20 protein-coding genes and 1 pseudogene are annotated in these 16,894 nt (G+C 69.5%); 3 read left to right on the top strand and 18 right to left on the bottom strand.

From position 1 onward, the window contains the following. The first annotated feature begins 252 nt into the window (after positions 1-252). Positions 253-2,409 (top strand): hypothetical protein, encoded by a 2,157-nt coding sequence (locus PUT80_RS28610; RefSeq protein ID WP_275294060.1) that lies wholly within the window; start codon positions 253-255, stop codon positions 2,407-2,409. Here the strand turns inward: PUT80_RS28610 and PUT80_RS28605 are convergent. Then, complete coding sequence (locus PUT80_RS28605; RefSeq protein ID WP_275294059.1) at positions 2,348-2,944, bottom strand: gamma carbonic anhydrase family protein; 597 nt, start codon at positions 2,942-2,944, stop codon at positions 2,348-2,350. The genes PUT80_RS28610 and PUT80_RS28605 overlap by 62 nt on opposite strands. Before the next feature lie 78 nt (positions 2,945-3,022). On the opposite strand from PUT80_RS28605, the gene PUT80_RS28600 reads away from it, so the two are divergent. After that, positions 3,023-3,673 carry an alpha/beta fold hydrolase gene (locus PUT80_RS28600; protein ID WP_037818460.1) on the top strand — a complete coding sequence of 217 codons (651 nt, stop codon included), beginning with the start codon at positions 3,023-3,025 and terminating at the stop codon, positions 3,671-3,673. 9 nt (positions 3,674-3,682) lie between these two features. Here the strand turns inward: PUT80_RS28600 and PUT80_RS28595 are convergent, their stop codons facing one another. From PUT80_RS28595 to PUT80_RS28530, 14 genes are all read right to left on the bottom strand, one after another. Continuing rightward, entirely contained in the window at positions 3,683-5,755 is a 2,073-nt protein-coding gene (locus tag PUT80_RS28595; protein WP_037818462.1) for a xanthine dehydrogenase family protein molybdopterin-binding subunit, read from the bottom strand. Then, positions 5,752-6,756: a xanthine dehydrogenase family protein subunit M gene (locus tag PUT80_RS28590; protein WP_275294058.1), complete on the bottom strand. Its 1,005-nt coding sequence runs from the start codon at positions 6,754-6,756 to the stop codon at positions 5,752-5,754. The genes PUT80_RS28595 and PUT80_RS28590 overlap by 4 nt, the downstream gene beginning before the upstream one ends. Beyond that, a complete protein-coding gene (locus PUT80_RS28585; protein WP_275294057.1) occupies positions 6,753-7,304 on the bottom strand; it encodes a 2Fe-2S iron-sulfur cluster-binding protein in 552 nt (183 codons plus the stop codon). Before PUT80_RS28585 ends, PUT80_RS28590 begins: the two co-directional genes overlap by 4 nt. A gap of 100 nt (positions 7,305-7,404) precedes the next feature. After that, positions 7,405-7,689, bottom strand: coding sequence for a gas vesicle protein K (locus tag PUT80_RS28580; protein ID WP_037818464.1), 285 nt, complete (start codon positions 7,687-7,689; stop codon positions 7,405-7,407). Between the two features lie 11 nt (positions 7,690-7,700). After that, on the bottom strand, positions 7,701-7,913 hold the full coding sequence (locus tag PUT80_RS28575; protein WP_051172506.1) for a gas vesicle protein: 213 nt from the start codon (positions 7,911-7,913) through the stop codon (positions 7,701-7,703). Beyond that, positions 7,880-8,614, bottom strand: coding sequence for a GvpL/GvpF family gas vesicle protein (locus PUT80_RS28570; protein ID WP_275294056.1), 735 nt, complete (start codon positions 8,612-8,614; stop codon positions 7,880-7,882). Before PUT80_RS28570 ends, PUT80_RS28575 begins: the two co-directional genes overlap by 34 nt. Beyond that, positions 8,611-8,949 carry a gas vesicle protein gene (locus PUT80_RS28565; RefSeq protein WP_037818467.1) on the bottom strand — a complete coding sequence of 113 codons (339 nt, stop codon included), beginning with the start codon at positions 8,947-8,949 and terminating at the stop codon, positions 8,611-8,613. Before PUT80_RS28565 ends, PUT80_RS28570 begins: the two co-directional genes overlap by 4 nt. A 14-nt stretch (positions 8,950-8,963) precedes the next feature. After that, a complete protein-coding gene (locus tag PUT80_RS28560; RefSeq protein ID WP_275294055.1) occupies positions 8,964-9,983 on the bottom strand; it encodes an SRPBCC family protein in 1,020 nt (339 codons plus the stop codon). Continuing rightward, a complete protein-coding gene (locus PUT80_RS28555; protein WP_275294054.1) occupies positions 9,976-10,548 on the bottom strand; it encodes a hypothetical protein in 573 nt (190 codons plus the stop codon). Before PUT80_RS28555 ends, PUT80_RS28560 begins: the two co-directional genes overlap by 8 nt. 13 nt (positions 10,549-10,561) lie before the next feature. Beyond that, complete coding sequence (locus PUT80_RS28550; protein WP_275294053.1) at positions 10,562-10,798, bottom strand: gas vesicle protein GvpG; 237 nt, start codon at positions 10,796-10,798, stop codon at positions 10,562-10,564. Continuing rightward, the gene (locus tag PUT80_RS28545) at positions 10,798-11,526 is read right to left on the bottom strand and encodes a GvpL/GvpF family gas vesicle protein (protein WP_275294052.1); all 729 of its coding nucleotides are present in this window, start codon (positions 11,524-11,526) and stop codon (positions 10,798-10,800) included. The genes PUT80_RS28550 and PUT80_RS28545 overlap by 1 nt, the downstream gene beginning before the upstream one ends. After that, positions 11,523-11,966 carry a gas vesicle structural protein GvpA gene (locus PUT80_RS28540; protein WP_107051192.1) on the bottom strand — a complete coding sequence of 148 codons (444 nt, stop codon included), beginning with the start codon at positions 11,964-11,966 and terminating at the stop codon, positions 11,523-11,525. Before PUT80_RS28540 ends, PUT80_RS28545 begins: the two co-directional genes overlap by 4 nt. An 18-nt stretch (positions 11,967-11,984) precedes the next feature. Continuing rightward, positions 11,985-12,251 (bottom strand): gas vesicle protein, encoded by a 267-nt coding sequence (locus tag PUT80_RS28535; RefSeq protein ID WP_037818560.1) that lies wholly within the window; start codon positions 12,249-12,251, stop codon positions 11,985-11,987. Between the two features lie 265 nt (positions 12,252-12,516). Next, a complete protein-coding gene (locus PUT80_RS28530; protein ID WP_037818474.1) occupies positions 12,517-13,431 on the bottom strand; it encodes a hypothetical protein in 915 nt (304 codons plus the stop codon). A 187-nt stretch (positions 13,432-13,618) separates the two neighbouring features. Here PUT80_RS28530 and PUT80_RS28525 point away from each other — a divergent pair, with 187 nt between their 5' ends. Next, the gene (locus tag PUT80_RS28525; protein ID WP_134667925.1) at positions 13,619-14,362 is read left to right on the top strand and encodes a trypsin-like serine protease; all 744 of its coding nucleotides are present in this window, start codon (positions 13,619-13,621) and stop codon (positions 14,360-14,362) included. A 102-nt stretch (positions 14,363-14,464) separates the two neighbouring features. Here PUT80_RS28525 and ligD (PUT80_RS28520) read toward each other — a convergent pair whose 3' ends face one another. From ligD (PUT80_RS28520) to PUT80_RS28510, 3 genes and pseudogenes are all read right to left on the bottom strand, one after another. After that, a complete protein-coding gene (ligD, locus tag PUT80_RS28520; protein ID WP_275294078.1) occupies positions 14,465-15,328 on the bottom strand; it encodes a non-homologous end-joining DNA ligase in 864 nt (287 codons plus the stop codon). Further along, the gene (gene ligD / locus PUT80_RS28515; RefSeq protein WP_134734073.1) at positions 15,325-16,269 is read right to left on the bottom strand and encodes a non-homologous end-joining DNA ligase; all 945 of its coding nucleotides are present in this window, start codon (positions 16,267-16,269) and stop codon (positions 15,325-15,327) included. The genes ligD (PUT80_RS28520) and ligD (PUT80_RS28515) overlap by 4 nt, the downstream gene beginning before the upstream one ends. A 145-nt stretch (positions 16,270-16,414) precedes the next feature. Continuing rightward, positions 16,415-16,825, bottom strand: a pseudogene (locus tag PUT80_RS28510) (DNA polymerase ligase N-terminal domain-containing protein); the annotation flags it as partial. Between the last annotated feature and the right edge of the window lie 69 nt (positions 16,826-16,894).

Below are 16,894 nucleotides of genomic sequence, written 5' to 3'. Positions count from 1 at the left end.
GAGGCGGACGCGGGCGCGGCTGCTGTGCGCATTGGCGGCGGAGTCCTCTGCTGCGGCGTTGGCCGCGCGGCTGGGAGTTTCCCCTGCTGCGGTGCAACATACGAAGACGTTGCGGACGGCGGGGTTGATCACGACTACCCGGGCGGGGTGGGGGTGCATCATTCGCTCACACCGTTGGGGAGGGCGTTTCTCGAGCCGCGGCAACTCCGGCGTGCCCAAAGGATTCTCCTGTTCGTAACAGGGAATGCGCCGATGTCGATCACACCCTCGGCCGGGCTGGGGTCCCGGCCCGGAACGGGGTGGACGGTGTTCTCTGGTCTCGACGAAATCGACTGGGCGGGAATGAAGCACGCGTACGGGCCGGCGACCGATGTCCCGGACCTGCTCCGGGGGCTTGTTTCGCCCGACCCGGTGGTGCGGGAGCGGGCGCTGGACGGCATGGAGGGCGCGGTCCACCACCAGCTCGACGTGTACGACTGCACGGTGGCCGCGCTGCCGTTCCTGCTGGAAGCCGCGGCGACGCCGGGGTTGCCCGGCCGCGCCGGGGTCCTGGGGCTGGTCGCCAGCATCGGCGGCGTGGGGTGGGAAGTGCCGAGCACCGGCCCCGCGGCGGAGGCGGCCCGGACGCTCACGGCGGCGGGTCCGGGTCTGCTGAGCTTGCTGGAGGACCCCGATCGCGAGGTGCGCCGGGCGGTCGCCGGGGCGCTGCCCGGCTGCCTCGACGATCTGGCGCTAGTGACCTCCGCGGTACTGGCCCGGCTGCCGGTCGAGTCCGACGCCGAGGTTCAGGTCGCGCTCGTCGAATCGGCGGGCATGCTGGGCACGGGCGGGGAGATCAGTGCCGCGTTGGAGTCGATGGCCGTCGGCGCGCAGTCAGCCCGGGTTCGGGTCGCTGCGCTGACCGAACGCGTCCGCATCGGGCCCGCGCAAGTGCCAGCGGGGGTCGTCACCGCACTCACCGCGGCGGTGGAGGCTGCCTATGCTGAGGAACCGCCGCCGCCGCGACCGGATCCGGTCAGCACCGAAACCTTGCGCGGCATGCTTCATCAGCGTGGGCTGAGCGACGGGAACAGCGAGCCGGCGCCGCATCTAGACCGCCTCGTCACGGACGTCAGCTGGGCGTTCGGCGACCGGGTTGCCGCGCGCTCCGCATTCATCGCGGCGCAGTTACGCGCCGCGAACTGGGCGCAGCGCTACCACGCTGTCTTTGCCGCCCAGACGCTGCTGTTCGGCTGGCGAGGCGACCACAGCGAACTGGTCTCCCTGATCGGCGACCAGCTGGACGACTCGCCGCCGAGGCTGCGCATGCAGGCCGCCACCACGTTGTCGATCATCGGCGAACTCGCCGCTCCGGCCGCGGACGCGCTCGTGGCCTGCATCGAATCGGCTCCCCGCACCGGTGAGTACACCCCGGCCGGTTCCCTGGCGTGGACAGTGCCGAACCCGTACAACGGCGGCGGCGACGTTGGCCCGCTCATCCGCGCGCTGTGCCACAGCGGCGACAGCCGGGCTTTGCCAGTGCTGAGGTGGCTGCTCGAACAGGATCCGGTGCCGAATCACCTCAATGGGCATATCGCCGGTCTGGGATCGCAGGCCGCGGAACTGGTTCCGCTGATCCGGCAGCGCCTGCGAGATCTCGGCGCCAACGACGACCAAGCCCGGGAAACCCTGTGCCGCTCCTTGGCAGAGATCGGGCCCGCCGCGGCCGAAGCAGCACCGGAGGTCCTGGCCGCGCTGGAATCCAATCCGGCACAGGCCGCCTCCATCCTGACCAGGATCGGCGCCGGCGCCGAGGCCGTTCCGCTGCTGCGACCACTGCTCAAGAACCCGGACAACGGAACCGCGGCCAGTGCCGCGACGGCGCTGTGGCAACTGGACAAGGACTCCGAGACCGCACTGCCAGTCATCCTTCGGGCGTTGCGCGAGGGCGACAACTCCACAGCCAGTGCGGCCGCGGTAGGCGTGCGGAACCTGGGCCCAGCCGCCGCAGCGACGATTCCGGCGTTGCGCGCGCTGCTCGATCGTGTCGACGAATACGGATGGCTGCACCAGAACGCCGCGACCGCGTTGTGGCGGATCACCGGCGATCCCGAGCCTGTGGTCGCCGTCCTGCAGTCGGTCTGGACGCGCAGCCGTCGCCGCTGGCCCGGTATCGCGCGAGACCTCACCGAACTCGGGTCTGCGGCTGCCCCTGCCGCGCCGTTGCTGCGAGAGGCGCTCGCGTCGCCGCGCCGCTATCTCGTCGAACGGGTCGCCAAATCCGATGACGGCTTGGCCAATGACATCGACATCGTTGGTGACGAAGCCTTTCAGCGCGATGCCCGCACGGTGCTGGCGTCGATCGACGTCATTCGTCGAGAAGACGATCGTCGTGATGGGAGCCGTAAAACTCGGCTTGGCGGCGCATGAGTTCGCGCATCGGAGTGCCTCTCGGCGTTCCGTAGACAGTGCCCGGGAAATCCAGGGTGCGCTGCAGTTCCCACAGCTCGTCGTGCCGGTCCGGGGAGAACAGTTCGGCCGGGTCCCCCGCGGCGATCCAGCCGATGGGAAGCACCGTGCCGGGTTCGAGACGGGAGTTGACGTGCAGCACGCTGTTGATCCGCAGCTCGGACCCGGCTCCGGCGACTGAACCCGGGAACAGCGAGGCACCGGTCGCGACGAACACCTCGTCCTCGATCACGGCTCCGTTGACGTGGGCGTGCGGCCCGATCAGCACCGCGTCCCCAAGCTTCGCGGGCTGCGCGGACCGGCCGCGGACCAGGGCGTTCTCCATGACCACTACGTCCGAACCGGTGCGGACCTCCCCGTCTTCCGCGGTCAGCACCGCGCCGTGCAGGATTCGGGCTCGTTCGCCGAGGACGACTGCGCCGCACAGCACCGCGGTCGGGGCGACGTACGCCGACTCCGGGACCACCGGGCGTTGTCCTCGATGTTCGATCAGCATCGGTCCACGCTAACCCGCCGTCCGTTTGGCCGTCGCCCTGCCGGGATATCCGGTTCCGGACGCTGGCAGGAGGAAGCCATGACGGAACCGTTCGCGGTCGGCGCCGGGACGTCGTCGGCCGAGGGTGAGTTGACTGTGCCCGCCGATGCTGCCGGGGTGGTGGTTTTCGCGCACGGCTCGGGCAGTTCGCGGCACAGCCCGCGCAACCAGGCGGTCGCCCGGACCCTGCAGGACCACCGGTACGCGACGCTGCTGTTCGACCTGCTCAGCCAGGAAGAGCACGACCGGCAGCGCTTCGACATCGGGCTGCTGCGGGACCGGTTGCTGCGCGCGCTGGACGAGCTCAGCCAGCATCCCGCGGCGGGCGGATTGCCGGTGGGGCTGTTCGGGGCCAGCACGGGAGCCGCCGCGGCGTTGAGCGCGGCGGCGAGCCGGCCGGACGTCGTGCGGGCGGTGGTTTCCCGCGGCGGCAGGCCGGATCTGGCCGAGGACGTCTTGGCGGAGGTGCGTTGCCCGGTGCTGCTGATCGTCGGGGGCAACGACGACACCGTGCGCAGGCTGAACAAGGCGGCTGCGGCCCAGTTGCCGGGCGACCGGGAGCTCGTGGTGGTGCCGGGGGCGGGGCACCTGTTCGAGGAGCCCGGCGCGTTGGAGCAGGTCGCCGACGCAGCCGCCGCGTGGTTCGACCGGCATCTTCCGGACGGCGGCGACCACGCCTTCGCCCTGTGACGCCGTTGCTCAGGGCAGTCCCGGCAGGAGCTTGTCGAGCGTGATCGGCAGGTCCCGCACCCGAACCCCCGTCGCGTGATGGACCGCGTTGGCGATCGCCGCCGCGGTCCCGACGATGCCGATTTCGCCAATTCCCTTGCTACCCATGGGATTGAGGTGCGGATCGGTTTCGTCGAGCCAGTCCGCGCGCAGGTCTTCCACGTCCGCGTTGGTCGCGATGTGGTACTCGGCGAGGTCGTGGTTGACGACATGCCCGAACCGCGGGTCGAGGACGCTGTTTTCGTGCAGCGCCATCGACAGGCCCATGACCATGCCGCCGAGCAGCTGCGAGCGCGCGGTGACCGGGTTGACGATCCGGCCGACCGCGAACGTGCCGTGCAGCCGCGACACCCGGACTTCGCCCGTGTCGGCGTCGACGCGCGCCTCGGCGAACTGTGCTCCGAACCCGTATGTCGAGTATTTCTTGTCGTCCGGGTTCTTCGGGGTGTCGGCCTGTGCCTCGTCGCCATCGCCGGGGTCCGAGCCGTATTTGTCGCGGAACGCCTCCGCGGCCGCGACCACTGCGGAACCCCACGACGCGGTTCCGGTCGACCCGCCGGCCACCGTGGCTTTGGGAAGATCGGTGTCGCCGATCCGGATGTCGACGGAATCGACGGGCACGTCCAGTGCGTCCGCCGCGATCTGCGGCAGGATCGTCCACGCGCCCGTCCCCAGGTCGGCCGCGCCGATTTCGACGGTATAGCGGCCATTCTCGTATCGGATCGTCGCGCTCGATCCGGGCATCCGCTTCGCGGGGTACACCGAAGCCGCGACGCCGCTGCCGACCAGCCATCGCCCGTCTCGGCGGCCACGCGTCCGGGAGTCCCAGCCGAAGCGTTCGGCTCCGGTGCGCAGGCATTCGACCAGGTGCCGGCTCGAGAAGGGGAGGCCGGTTTCGGGATCCTTCTCCGGTTCGTTGCGCACCCGCAGGTCGATCGGATCGACACCGAGCGCTTCGGCGAGTTCGTCCATCGCCACTTCCGGGCCGAACATGCCCGGGCACTCCCCCGGCGCGCGCATCCACGACGGCACCGGCACGTCGAGCCGCGCGAGCCGGTGACTGGTGGCCCGGTTCCGCGCGGCGTACATCATCCGCGCGGGGGCCGCGGTCTGCTCGGCGAACTCCTTGATCCGCGAGGTCTGCTCGACGACGGCCATGTCGAGCGACTCCAGCCGTCCGTCGCGGTCGGCGCCGAGCCGGACCCGCTGGATCGTCGGCGTGCGGTAGCCGGCCAGGCTGAACATCTGCTGCCGGGTCAGCGCGAGCTTCACCGGACGGCCCGGCACAGTCCGGGCGGCCAGCGCGGCGAGCACGACGTTGGCGTGCGGCATCCCCTTCGAGCCGAAACCGCCGCCGATGTAAGGGCAGATCACCCGGACGCGCTCGGCGGGCAGGCCGAAAGTCTTCGCCACAGTGGACCGTACCGAGTGGACGCTCTGGGTCGAGTCCCACAGCGTCAGCACGCCGTCGTCCCACAAGGCCGTCGTTGTGTGCGGTTCGAGCGGGTTGTTGTGGTACATCGCCGTGGTGTAGGTCTGGTCCACAGTCACGGCGGACGCGGTCTCGAGGTCGCCCTCGCTCGTGTCGGTCGCGAAGCTCGGGTTGACCTTGTCCGGCTGGTACAGGTCGGGATCGTCGGCCTTGAGCTCAGCGACGAAGGGATCGGTCTCGTATTCGACGTCGACGAGTTCCGCCGCGTGCCGTGCGGTTTCGGAAGACTCAGCCAAGACGAGCCCGATCACCCTGCCGCGAAACGGTATTTCGCAATCCTGCAGCACCGCGAGTTCCGCGTCGTCGGTGTCGGCGAGCCGCTCGGCGGTGAAGGGAGTGATCAACGCGCGGACACCGTCGAGGGCTTCCGCTTCGACGCCGCTGATCCGCAGGCAACGACCGCGGGCGATGGCCGCTTGAATCGGATGGCAGTACAGCGGTGCTTCGGCGGGGTGTTCGTAGGCATACGGCGCGGTTCCGGTGACCTTCGCCGGACCGTCGCGGCGGGTGAGCCCGCGTCCGATCGCCCGGGGTTCGAGCAGTCCGGTCATCGGTCGCGCTCCTCGGTGGTCAGGTCGCGCAGCACCGCGATCAGGGTGCGGGCGGCGAGCGGGATCTTGAACGCGTTCCCTCCGTCGAGGCCGTCCAACGCCGTGGCGTCCGCGAGCTCGGCATCGGCTGCCGCGCGGAAGACATCCGCACTGGGCCGGTTGCCGCGCAGGACTTCCTCTGCCCGCTCAGCGCGCCACGGTTTGTGCGCTACGCCGCCGAAAGCCAGCCGCACGTCTTCGATAACGCCGTCTGAAATGGACAGTCCAACTGCGACAGAGACGAGCGCGAAGGCGTAGGAGGCCCGGTCGCGCACCTTGCGGTAGGTCGAACGACGCGACCAGGAAGTGGCGGGCAGCGTGATGTCGGTGATCAGTTCGCCGTGTTCGAGGACGGTGTCGCGTTCCGGGTGCTCACCGGGGAGGCGGTGCAGGTCCGCGAAGGGCAGCGTCCGCTCTCCGGACGGGCCGAGCACGTGGACGCGCGCGTCGAGCATCGTCATCGCCACTGCCATGTCGGAGGGATGCGTCGCGACGCACTGTTCGGACGCGCCGAGGATCGCGTGATGGCGCGTGTAGCCGCCGAGGGCCGAGCAGCCGGAGCCGGGTGAACGCTTGTTGCACGGGGTCGTGACGTCCTGGAAGTAGACGCATCGGGTGCGCTGCAACGGGTTCCCGCCGACGGTGGCCATGTTCCGCAGCTGCGGCGACGCTCCGGACAGCAGCGCTTCGGCCAGCACTGGATACCGTTCCCGGACCCGCCGGTCGGCCGCGAGGTCGCTGTTGCGGACGCCCGCGCCGATCACCAGTTCGCCGTCGTTCTCGCGGATCTCGGTCGACATCAAGCCGGTCACGTCGACGATGCGCTCCGGGCGGGCCACCCCCAGTTTCAGGTGGTCGACGAGATTGGTGCCGCCGGCGAGGAACATCGCGGACGGTTCGGCCGCCACTGCCCGCACCGCCTCGGCCGTCGTCGCCGGTTTGCCGTACGCGAAGGGCTTCATCGCTGCTCTCCCGCCTCGCGGATCGCCGCGACGATCCCGGCGTAGGCACCGCAACGGCAGAGGTTTCCGCTCATCCGCTCGGAGATTTCCTCGTCAGTCCATTGCGGAGTGTCGGCCACCGACTTGGTGACGTAGCTCGGCGCGCCGTCGCCGAACTCGGCCAGCAACCCGGCCGCGGAACAGATCTGGCCGGGCGTGCAGTAGCCGCATTGGAACCCGTCATGGTCCACAAACGACTGTTGCAGCGAATGCAGCTCACCGTCCTCGGCCAGGCCAGCGGCGGTGGTCACCTCGGTGCCGTCGCAGGTGAGCGCGAGGGTCAGGCACGACAGGACTCGGCGGCCGTCGAGCAGAACCGTGCAGGCCCCGCATTGGCCGTGGTCGCAGCCCTTCTTGGCGCTGTAGTTGCCGATCTGCTCCCGCAGCAGATCCAGGAGGGTGCGGCGCGGGTCCACGGCGAGCCGGTGCTCGGTCCCGTCGACGCGCAGCGCGATCGTCCGGACCGCACTGGCGGTTTCCGGGATGGGTTCCGTCTCGGCCGGTCGCATACCGCCGCCATACCCGCTCACCCCGCGCCCAAACCTCTGCCTGGTCGAGGGCAGGTTGTCGGCTCCCTTGCCGCCGTGGACCGCGACCGCACGAACTCGCTCACAACAGCGTCCCCAACGGGCCGAGGTCGAGGTTCAAATCCGCGGCGGAAAGGTCGTACCGGTCCCGGAGTTCGGTCAGCCGTTCTTCCAGCAACATGAGGGTCAGGCCGAGGCGTTCCTCCTGCGCCTCGGTCAGCCCGCCCTCCTCGACGCGGCGCAGGGCCTGGCGTTCCATCAGCTGCCGGAGCAGTTCGATGATCGTCAGAACCAGCTTCATCAGGTCGCGTTCCACCGTGTCCGCGTCGGTTTCGAGGCGGGTGGCCAGCGCGTCGGCCTTGGGCATCGGCCCTCCTTTCACCAGGGCGCCGGGCAGTCTTCGCGGACCGAGGTGATCAGCGCGCGCAGGGAGATGTGCACCAGATCGACCTCGGCGACCGACAGCACCAGGTCGCCGGTGAGCACCACGCCCCCGGCGAGCAGCCGGTCCAGCAGGTCGACCAGGGCGAGCCGGTCGGTTTCCTCGACCGCGCCCGTCACGAGATCCCCGCGAAGGAGTACGGGGCCCACGGGCCGGTGACCTCGACCTCGACTCCGGCGACCTCCGATTGCCGCAGGTCCGCGAGCCGCTCCAGGAAGCGTTCGCGGCCGGCGTCGGGGACCAGGCAGGCCAGGTTGAGGATGTTGCGGTCGGCGCGGCCGGTGAGGGCGGGGTCCTGGGTGCGGTGCCGGTGGAGGTCCGCGGACAGCTCCGCGAGTTCCCGCTCGATTCGCTCGGCGACCGCGAGCGCCTCGTTCGTCCGGGTGTCCCGCGCTTGGCGTTGGCGGAGTCGTTGCCGCAAGTAGGACCGTCCGTCGGCGGGCGCTTCGGCAGCGGGCTCTTCGGCAGCGCGGAGCGAGGCGAAGACTTTCACGCCCCATTCGGCGTGGTCCCGGACCCGGCGCAACGCTTCCGAGAATTGCGCGGAATGCTCGGTGAGCATTTCCCGGACCCGGCCCTCGTCGCGGTAGATCGTCGCCATCCGCAGCGGCAGCACGCTCGTCCGACGGCTCGCCTCGTCCACGACGGCGTTGTGCGCTCGGGCGATTTCCTCCAGCCACGGAAGGTGCTGCAAGGACGCTTCGTCGAACCCTTCGTCCGGGGCCGGGCTGGCCAGCGCGGTCAGCCCGGCCTCGGAAAAGGCGGAAACCGGCTGCTCGCGGAGCCCGGTGATACCCTCCGCCGGGTTTTCCGCGGCGAATTCCGTGACTGCGTAGCAATACCAGCTCATTGTTCCGCTCGCTCTCCCCGCGCGAGTTCGAGTTGCGCGCGCAGTCGTTCGTTCTCCTCGAGCAGATCCTTGCGCTGCGAGCCCGAAGACAGGGACGGGTCGTGCTCCCACCAGTCGATGCCCATTTCCTTGGCCCGCTCGACCGACGCGACCAGCAACCGCACCTTGATGGTCAGCAGCTCGATGTCGAGCAGGTTGACCTGGATGTCCCCGGCGATCACGATGCCCTTGTCCAGCACCCGTTCCAGGATGTCGGCGAGGTTCGCGCCGCCGCCGGAACCGCCCGGGCGGGACACGGCGGCCGGTCTCCCGGCGGCCAGGCTGGACTCGCTCATCTGCTGCCTCCTCGTCACCGCGCCGCGACGGCGCGGCGGCCCCGAGGACGTTCGTCCTCGGGTTCGTCGTCTTCCTCTTCGTCTTCCTCGTCGAGGTCGTCCTCGTCTTCCTCGGGAAGGTCTTCGTCCTCGGGCTCGTCGTCGCGGTCCTCTTCCTCGCGCGGTTCGTCCTCGCCGCCGTCCTCGCCCTCGTCGTCCCGCACCTGCTCCGGGGAGCGCACGACCTCGCCGTCGCGGATCTCGCCGCGCCAGCCGTCGCCCGAGGCCTCCCCCGCCATCGTGATGAACCGGCGGAAGTGCTTGAGGTCCAGCCGCGCCCGGCGACCCTGCGCGCGCCAGATGTTGCCGGTCTTCTCGAACAGCCCGGCCGGGTAGTACTCGATGACCAGCAGGACCTTCGTCAGGCTCGGGGCGAGTTCGTGGAAGGTCACGACGCCCTTGATCGTGCCCTTGGCCCCGTCGGTGGTCCACGCGATCCGCTCGTCGGGGATCTGTTCGGTGATCGTGGCCTTCATCGACCGATTCGACCAGAAGATCTTGAACCGCCACTGCGACGTCGTGTCGTCGGTCTGCTCGGCGCTCGTGACGCCCTTGGCGAAACTGCTGAACTTCTGGAATTCGGTCCACTGGTCGTACGCCTCGCGGACCGGCACGCCGATGTCGATGTCCTCGATGATGTTGATGATCTTCTTGCCGCCGGACCCTTTGCCGCGCTTGCCGAACAGCCCCGACACCGAGTTCTTGAGAGCGGTGCCACCGGCCTCGACGGCCGCCCGCACCGGGGATCTCCCTTCGGCGATCTTCTCGCCCGCGCTGAACAATCCCTTCAGCGAGCCGCTGCCGCCCGCGTCGACCAGCCGCCGGGACGCCTCGCCCAGTTTGCTGCCCGCCGAGGACATCACCTGTTCGGCCTTCGCCTGCGCGTATTCCTCACCGGCATGCAGCAGTTGTTCCGTCGCAGGGTTGCGCGAGGCCAGTTCCCGAAGCTTCGCCAGGGGACCGAGTTCGTCGTTGTCAGAACGGGATTCAGCCACGGTTCACCCCCGAGGTGCCCGAGGAGCGCTTCTGCGTACGGCCGCCCGAGGACGTCCGTTTCCGCGAAGTCGAACTCGACGAACTGCCGGACGACTTGCGCGACCCTTGCGTCGCACGCGGTTTCGCCGGACGTTTGCGCGCACGGGGCCGGGTTTCGCTTTCTTCCGCACCGCCGTCCTCGTTGTCGTCGGCGTCTTCCGGCTCCTGATCGTCCGAGTCGTCGCGACCGCTGACCGCCGCCGGCAGACCAGCGGCCTTGTCCCGCAGGGTGTCGGTGTGCTCTTGCAGCGAACTGGCCAGCCGCCCCGCCTGGTGGGTCAGGATGTCCGCGGCCAGGGTCTTGCCCGCGCCCAGCACCTCGTCCCGCACCTGATCGCGGACCCCGGCCAGTTCGGGCGACGAAGCCAGCTCGCGCGTGACGTCCGACAGCAGCTTCTTCGGGTCCAGGTTCAGCTTCCGCCCGACGAGCCAGGCGCCCATGGTGATGGCCAGTTTGGCTTTCTTCCGTCTCCCGAGCACGTAACCGCCGACCACGGCGGCCGCGACCTTCATTCCCGGTGTCATCTGTTCGCTCCGTTCATCCGGCAACCCCCCGGTCGAATTCTTCGAGCAGATCGAGTATTTCGTCTTCTCTGCGGTCGAACTCCTCTTCGGTGATCCCGCCGTCCACCAGTTCCTTTTCCAGCGCAACGAGCTCCCGTTGCAGCTGTGCGATCTGCTCCTGCTCGGCGGCGTCGACGACCTGCCCGGTCACCCAGACCACGCCCCGCACCGGCGCCAGCGGAAGCAGGAGAATCTCGCCGAGCAGTCCCACTATTCGTCCTCGGTAAAGCTGTACGGAGGCAGCGGTCCTTGTGCGCGAACCTCCGCCACTTCCTCGACCAGGGTCGTCAACCGCTGCACCGCGTCCTGGAATTCCGCCAATTTCTGCTGCGGCACCAGGAACGAGCAGTTGAAAAAGCATCCGTCGACCCGCGGTCCCGGAGCATGCTCGGACGCCAGCGGAAGCAGGTAGCTCAGCACCGCGTTGGCGTCCTCGCCTTCGCGCTCCTCCAGCCGTCCGGCGACCAGTTCGCCGAACCGCACCTGCTCCGCCTGCCCGCGACCGGCGTCCTCCCGCAAGGTCGCGGCCAAGTTCCGGATTTCCTCGTCCCCGGCGAGAATCTGGCCGAGTACGGCCTCTTCCCGGTGCGAGACTTTGACGTTCATCTCCACGTGTCCGCGGACGCGTTGCAGCGCAGCCGTGTACACCTCGGCTTTCGCCGCGATCTCCTCCGCGACAGCGGTGTCGTCGTCCGCGACGACACCGAAGCGCATCGGCAGCGTCGGCCCCTTTTCGCACAATGCCTGCAAGATCTCTTGGTGGGCAAGAAGATCCCTGCGCTTCGCCCGCAGTTCACCCTCGACATCGCCGACCACCGCACGGAGTTCGTCTCCGGCCGCCAGCACCCGAGCGGGCGACGGCGACGGCCCGACGCCGCGCAGATCGCCCACCTCCGCGGGATGATCGGCGAACGTGATGCCGTACAGATAAGTGCTCATTCGCTCGACCTCGCACTGCTGCGCCGGCTGCGAGCGCGCGGGCGTTCTTCGGGCTCTTCGTCCTTCTCGTCCTTGTCGCTGGACTTCTGGAACTGCTCGGCGAACGTCTCGACCGCACCGGTCAACGCGCCTTTGGACTTCCCCTTGGCGCCTTTCTCGGTCACCTCGCCCAGCAAGTCGGGCAGCGTCGTGGCACTCGAAGCACGGGTGAGATCCAGCCGGTTGCACGCTTCGGCGAACCGCAGATAAGTGTCCACACTGGCCACGACGATCCGTGCGTCCACAGTGAGCAATTCGATGCCCACCAGCGAAACCCGCACGAACGCGTCGATCACGAGACCCTTGTCCAGGATCAGTTCGAGGATGTCGTAGAGGTTTCCGGTGCCCGGCCCGCGTTGCAGCTGGCCGTTCTGGCCCTGCCGTCCGGTCGCCATGGTCATGAAATCGCCTTCCCTTCTTCACGCGTCGATCTGGCCGCGCGCGTACTTCCGGACCTGCTCGTAGCCGAGGAAGCCGCCCTGTGCGTCGACCCGCACGCAGTACGTGGCCATCAGGCTGGTGGTGTCCGGAACCCGTTCCAGCTCAAGCACTTCGACCAGCAGCTTCCATCCGTCGCCGTCCCGGGTGAACGCCGACACGGATTCGATGTCCTTTTCGGTCAGCTCCTCGAACACCGCACGCGCGTCGCGCATGAGCCCGGCGGGCGACCGGCTGTTTTCAGCCATCACGCCTCCGGCCGTCGTCGCGTCCACTCTCGTCAGGCCGATGAAACATGTGGAGTCGGCTACCCCGGGTGCTCCGGCCAAAACTGCCTACTCGCCAGGAACATCGAAATTGCGCCGAACAGCGCAGCGCCGCCCACCAGTCAGCGCAGAATCGAACGCTCAGTAGCGGACCGCGCGCGAAGCGCTCTGTTCCCAACGGAAAGCACTGTCTGTCCAAGAAGGACAAACCGCGGCCGTCCGCAGTGGATCGCGGACGGTCACGAAATCACCACCGCCACCGCATTCCGTGAATTCCGGCCCCCTGCCCGGTCCGGATCACGTGCGCGGGCACGCCGGGCCGCAGCCGGACCTCCGCGGTCTCCTGCTCCGGCCCGGACGGCGAGTCCTGCCGGTAGGCCACGCATTCGGCGGGCAGCGCCGCGGGATCGAAATGCACTTCCAGCAGGTGTTCCGCGATCGGCAGCCGGAACCGCCGGTCGTAGCGCGAATCCGGTTCCTCGTCGCGGAACGCGAACCGGTACTCGACGATCCCCGTCTCGCCTGGCGCCAGCGGATGGTCGAGGACGAGTTCCGTCACCGAGAACGCCTGTTCCGGCGTCGTCCGCACGACGCCGGGCCGGCAGTACCGCGCAGACACCAGCGCCGGCGACTGCCCGGGTGTGAACCCGCGCAGCGCGACGATGCGCACGAACGCCGGTTCGTCCAGCGCCCGCAGCACTTCCCGCACGTGAAGACCGCGCATCCGTCCCACGGCGTCGACGTGCAGGGTTTCGTGCACGCTGACCGATTCCGGCGAAGAGTCCTCGAACGAGTTCAGCACCATCGGAAGCAGGCTGCGGTTCTCCCACAACCGGTCCCAGCGCGCCGCGCGCGGGGCCGGGGCGCCGGTGCGCGGCCGGTCCAGCAGCGCGCGCAGCGTCCCCGGCGGGACGTCCAGGACCGGCTCGAGCAAAGCCAGTGCCCGCAACGATTCCGGCCGTTCCGGACGGCTGCGCCCGGTGCGCCAGGAGCTGAGCGTGGTCGTGCTGACCGGTACGCCCGAGGCCGCGAGCCGTTCGCGCAGCCGCGCCAGCCCGAGGCCGCTGCGCTCGATCGCCAGCGTCAGGGCGCGTTCGAAGGGCCCCTCGGCCAGTGCCTTGGCCAGCCGCTCCCCGCCCGGAGCCGGGGCGAACAACCGCATTTCGCCTCTCCTGGAAAAAACGGACCGGTCGAGACGGATTCTCGGCATCCGTTCACCGGTTGGCAACCCGCCGAAAGTCGCGTCGCCGCCGCTTGCCCGCTACCGGCGGTTCGGCGGATTCCGCCGCCCGGCCGCGCTGCTTACGTTCGGAAGCGTCCCCCATCGGAAACTGTCCCCAAGGAGCGACATGCGCGCACTCACCCGGGCCCTCGCCGTGCTGACCGGTTCCTGCGCGGTGCTCGGCGCGTTCGCCGTGACCCCCGCGTCCGCGAGCCCCGCGGCGCCCGCCGCCCAGCCGTCGATCATCGGCGGCAGCACCGCGCAGAACCCCGGCTACATCACGCGCTTCAACGGCCACGCGAACGGCTACACCTTCTTCTGCACCAGCACCCTGATCGGCAGCCGCTGGGTCCTCACCGCGAAGCACTGCATGTACGACAACAACGGACAGCGCCTCACCGACATCGACCTGTACATCGGTTCCAACAGCGCCAGCGGCGGCGTGCACGCCAAGGCCGCCTCCACCTACGTCTACTCCGGCGGCGACCTGGCGCTGATCAAACTGAACACCGACGGCGGCAGCACGTACGCCCGCCTCGCCAGCAGCTCCGACGACGCGCAGGAAGGCGACAGCGCCACCGTGTACGGCTGGGGCGCGACGCAGAGCACCGACGAGGGCCACCACCAGTCGAGCGTGCTGAAGAAGGCCGAGGTGACGATCTCGAACACCCAGGACAGCGACAACTCCGGCGGACCGGCCATCACGGCGAGCACCCCGAACGGCGCGGTGGCGGGCGGCGACTCGGGCGGCCCGATGGTCGACGGCGGGATCCAGGTCGGGGTGTGCTCCACCAGCGACCGCTCCAGCGTCACCACCTACGGCAGCGTGGCCGCCGGGCGGGACTGGATTCAGCAGGTCTCCGGGGTCTGATCGCCGCGGGCCCTGGTGCACGTCGTCCGTGAAGGGCTCCTTGAAGGAATCTGATTCCCCCAAGGAGTCCTTCACGGACAGCCCGGTGGCGGGAAAGGCGGGTCAGCTGAGCTTTTCCAGCGCCTTCTCCGCTGATCCGGCGTCCTTCTCCATTCCGCGCCACGGGTCGTCCTTGCGCGCCAGCCGCCGGTGCAGTTTGTCCGGGCCCCAGCCGTTCGGCTCGGCCTTGCCGAGTTCCGTCCAGTCCAGCGGGGTCGCCGACGCCGCGCCGGGGCGGGCGCGCAGGGAGTACGGGGCCACGAACGTCTGGGCGTAGCCGTTGCGGTTCGCGTCCACGAAGACGCGGTCGCCGCGCCGGTCCTTGCGCTGGGCGGTGGTCAGGTGCTCCGGGTCGGCCGCGGCGATGCGGTCCGCCAAGGCTCGGGAGAGTTCCAGGACCACGTCCGTGGTCGCCGTGGCGTCGAGGGGCGCCACGACGTGGAAGCCGCGTCCGCCGGTGGCCTGGAGGTACGCGGCGAGACCGGCGTCGGCGTAGTGGTCGCGGATGCGGCGGGCTGCGGTGCGCAGGTCGGCGACGTCGGTGCCGTCCGGCGGGTCCAGATCGAGCACCAGCAGGTCCGGCCTCTCCGGAGCGTCCACAGTAGACAGCCAGACGTGGAACTCCACCGTGCCCTGGTCCGCCAGGTACAGCAGGGAATCCTCGTCGTCGCACACGACGTACTCGTCGGTCCCGCCGCCCCGGCGCGGCACGCGTTCGGTGCGCAGCCACGACGGGAAGTGCTCGCCCGGATGCTTCTGGAACCACCCCTCGGACTCGATGCCGTCCGGGTACCGCCGCAGCGTGAGGGGGCGGCCGCGCAGGTGCGGCAGCATCGCGGGCGCGACCGTGCGGTAATGCTCGACGACGTCGCCCTTGGTGAGACCGTCGGCGGGGTAGAAAACCTTGTCAGGATGGGAAATCTTCACGGGTGCTCCCGGATCACGTCGGACGGCTTCTTGTCCTCGCGCAGGCCGGTGAACCTCGGGTGCCGCAACCGGCCGTCGCGGGTCCACTCGGAGAACCCGATCTGGGCGACCAGCTCGGGCCGCACCCAGCGCGCACCCGGCTCTCGCACCGGATCGGCGAACGGCGAACCGTCCGTTTCGCGCCGGACCAGTTCGGCGTGCAGCGAGGTCAACAGCCGGTGGTCGAACCCGGTGCCGACTTTGCCCGCGTACCGCAGCCGCCCCTTCTCGTGGTAGCCCAGCAGCAGCGCGCCGAAACCGATGCGGCTGCCCTGCGGGGCGGTGAACCCGCCGATCACCATCTCCTGCCCCTGCTGGCACTTGAACTTCAGCCAGTCCGGCGAGCGGCCGTGGTGGTACGGCGCGTCGGCGCGTTTCGCGATCACGCCCTCCCAGCCGCGGCGGCACGCCTCCTCGAAGTACTTCTCGCCCTCGGTGTTGCGGTGCGAGGACAGGCGGAGCGGGTCTTTGAAGGTGAAGGCGTCGCGCAGGATCGACTTGCGCTCGCGCAGGGGAAGCGGCGTGGTGTCCTGCTCGTCGTAGTACAGGAGGTCGAAGAGGTAGTAGTACACGCGCACGCCGGTCGCGCGGGCGCGCTCCGGATCGGTCAGGTGGATGCGCGGCTGGAGCGCGGCGAAACTGGTCTGGTCCCCGTCGAACGCGACGATCTCCCCGTCCGCGACGAATCGCGGTCCGCCTTGCGCGGCAAGGGCTTCCACGATCTCGGGGTACGCGTTGTCCATCACCTTGCGGTTGCGGGAGTACAGCGTGGGCGTGCCGCCGTCGCGCACGCAGATCGCGCGTACGCCGTCGAGCTTGCGCTCGTAGATCCAGTCCTCGTCGGAAAAGCGGCGGTCGGTGAGGGTGGCGAGGGTCGGCTCGCGCCAGCCAGGACCAGTCATTCGAGGTCCCGGTTGGTGCGTCCGGTGAGCACGGATTCGAGCTGGGTCTTCGCGGGTTTGCGGCGGCGGTCGGCGCCCTCGTCGTCCTTTCGATCAGCAGCCACTGCTCCTGGCCGGAAGAGTCGCGGCGGATCAGGGAGAAGGCGCCCTTCAGCTTCTCGCCGTGCAGGCAGACCTTGAGATGGCCGTCTTCGAGGGCTTGGTCGGCCGGGTCGTCGGTGAGCACGTCGAACGGGCCGGTGTCCCACACGATCACGGTGCCGCCGCCATACTCCTCGGCGGGAATGGTGCCCTCGAACCGGGCGTAGTCGAGCGGGTGGTCCTCGGTGCGGATGGCGAGCCGCCGGTCCGAGGAATTCAGCGACGGACCCTTCGGCACCGACCACGAGACGAGAACGCCGCCGATCTCCAACCGGAAATCGAAGTGCAGGCTGCTCGCGTCGTGCCGCTGGACGACGAACACCGGTTCGGCGTTCCCGCGGCCCCCGCTCGGCTCCGGGGTCCGGCGCGGGTCGCGTTTGGCGCGGTACGCGGCCAGCCGGTCCTTCGAGGACATCCCACCACCTCCGACCGCCCGGGTGCCCGCACGCCGGGAGCGCGAAACGTGCGGCCTGGAGGCACGACC

Origin of the sequence: Amycolatopsis sp. La24, from assembly GCF_029087445.1 — a bacterium.
Classification (GTDB): Bacteria; Actinomycetota; Actinomycetes; order Mycobacteriales; family Pseudonocardiaceae; genus Amycolatopsis; species Amycolatopsis nivea.
This window is presented reverse-complemented; position numbering and strand designations above follow the sequence as displayed.

Coding starts and splice junctions, on each gene's coding strand:
- PUT80_RS28610 (WP_275294060.1), top strand. CDS start 253: ATGTCGATCACACCCTCGGCCGGGCTGGGGTCCCGGCCCGGAACGGGG.
- PUT80_RS28605 (WP_275294059.1), bottom strand. CDS start 2,944: ATGCTGATCGAACATCGAGGACAACGCCCGGTGGTCCCGGAGTCGGCG.
- PUT80_RS28600 (WP_037818460.1), top strand. CDS start 3,023: ATGACGGAACCGTTCGCGGTCGGCGCCGGGACGTCGTCGGCCGAGGGT.
- PUT80_RS28595 (WP_037818462.1), bottom strand. CDS start 5,755: ATGACCGGACTGCTCGAACCCCGGGCGATCGGACGCGGGCTCACCCGC.
- PUT80_RS28590 (WP_275294058.1), bottom strand. CDS start 6,756: ATGAAGCCCTTCGCGTACGGCAAACCGGCGACGACGGCCGAGGCGGTG.
- PUT80_RS28585 (WP_275294057.1), bottom strand. CDS start 7,304: ATGCGACCGGCCGAGACGGAACCCATCCCGGAAACCGCCAGTGCGGTC.
- PUT80_RS28580 (WP_037818464.1), bottom strand. CDS start 7,689: ATGCCCAAGGCCGACGCGCTGGCCACCCGCCTCGAAACCGACGCGGAC.
- PUT80_RS28570 (WP_275294056.1), bottom strand. CDS start 8,614: ATGAGCTGGTATTGCTACGCAGTCACGGAATTCGCCGCGGAAAACCCG.
- PUT80_RS28565 (WP_037818467.1), bottom strand. CDS start 8,949: ATGAGCGAGTCCAGCCTGGCCGCCGGGAGACCGGCCGCCGTGTCCCGC.
- PUT80_RS28555 (WP_275294054.1), bottom strand. CDS start 10,548: ATGACACCGGGAATGAAGGTCGCGGCCGCCGTGGTCGGCGGTTACGTG.
- PUT80_RS28545 (WP_275294052.1), bottom strand. CDS start 11,526: ATGAGCACTTATCTGTACGGCATCACGTTCGCCGATCATCCCGCGGAG.
- PUT80_RS28540 (WP_107051192.1), bottom strand. CDS start 11,966: ATGACCATGGCGACCGGACGGCAGGGCCAGAACGGCCAGCTGCAACGC.
- PUT80_RS28535 (WP_037818560.1), bottom strand. CDS start 12,251: ATGGCTGAAAACAGCCGGTCGCCCGCCGGGCTCATGCGCGACGCGCGT.
- PUT80_RS28530 (WP_037818474.1), bottom strand. CDS start 13,431: ATGCGGTTGTTCGCCCCGGCTCCGGGCGGGGAGCGGCTGGCCAAGGCA.
- PUT80_RS28525 (WP_134667925.1), top strand. CDS start 13,619: ATGCGCGCACTCACCCGGGCCCTCGCCGTGCTGACCGGTTCCTGCGCG.
- ligD (WP_134734073.1), bottom strand. CDS start 16,269: ATGACTGGTCCTGGCTGGCGCGAGCCGACCCTCGCCACCCTCACCGAC.